The sequence below is a fragment of the Aeromonas sp. QDB25 genome, from assembly GCF_027707725.1.
Lineage (GTDB): Bacteria > Pseudomonadota > Gammaproteobacteria > Enterobacterales > Aeromonadaceae > Aeromonas > Aeromonas caviae.
In genome coordinates this window covers 1-1,208 of sequence record NZ_JAPCIZ010000211.1, presented here as the reverse complement: position 1 = coordinate 1,208, position 1,208 = coordinate 1, and the positions used below count along the sequence as shown (strand labels likewise).

1 pseudogene is annotated in these 1,208 nt (G+C 65.1%); it reads right to left on the bottom strand.

The window, feature by feature from the left end:
* A pseudogene (locus PG883_RS23515) lies at positions 1-1,208 on the bottom strand (Tn3-like element TnAs1 family transposase); the annotation flags it as partial.

Below are 1,208 nucleotides of genomic sequence, written 5' to 3'. Positions count from 1 at the left end.
AGGATTGCGGACAGCAGCAACGTCCTGTCTTTGGCCTCGGCCCCGTCCTTCAAGTGGGTGAAGTGGCGGCTGAAGCCCGTCCAGTCGTCCACGTCCATCAGCAGTTCGGTGATCTTGATGCGCGGCAGTAACTGGCTGGTTTGGTCGATCAGCGCCTGCGCCCGATCCGGCACCGCCGCATCCAGCGGGGTGATTTTCAGCCCTGACTCGGTGAGGATGGCATCGGGCAGCTCGTTGTCCTTGGCCAGGCGGGTGACGGTGGCCAACTGCTCGTCCAGCAGCTGCAAACGCTCTTCCAGGTACTGGTCGCTGTTCGGGTTGATCGCCAGGGGCAGGGCCTGCTCGCGCTTGAGTGCGGCGAACTTCTCGGCCGGCAGCAGGTAGTCGTCGAAGTCGCGGAACTGCCGCGAGCCCTTGACCCAGATGTCGCCGGAGCGCAGGGCGTTCTTCAGCTCGGACAGGGCGCAGATTTCGTAGAATTTCCGGTCGAGGCCTTCCGGGGTGATCACCAGCGGCTTCCAGCGCGGCTTGATGAAGGCCGTGGGTGCATCGGCCGGCACCTTGCGCAGGTTGTCGGCGTTCATCTCACGCAGGGTCTGCACGGCTGCCAGCACGCCTTGCGCGGCCGGCGCGGCGCGCAGTTCCAGCACCTCCAGCAAGGCCGGCGTGTAACGGCGCAGGGTGGCGAAGTTCTCGCCGACCAGGTGCAGGTGGTCGAAGCCTTCCGGCCGGGCCAGCAGCTCGGCCTCGCTGACGCTCTCGGTGAACTCGTCCCAGGGAATCACCGCCTCGATGGCGGCATAGGGGTCGCTGCCGCTTTCCTTCGCTTCCAGCAGCGCCTGGCCGATCCTGGAGTACAGGCGCACCTTGTCGTTGATCGCCTTGCCCTGCTTCTGGAACTGCTGCTGATGCTTGTGCTTCGCGCCGCTGAACAGCTTGACCAGGATGCGGTCGTGCAGATCGACCAGCTCATCGATCACGGTCGCGGTGCTCTCCAGCACCACGGCGGCCAGGGTCGCGTAGCGGCGCTGCGGCTCGAACTTACCGAGGTCTTTGGGCGTCATCTGCCCACCCTCGCGGGCCAGCTTGAGCAGGCGGTTCTGGTGGATGTGCCGGCCCAGGCCTTCGGGCAAGTCCACCAACTGAAATGTCTTCAGCCGCTCGATGTGTTCCAGCATGTGCCGAGAGTTGGGTTTCAGCGGTGCCTG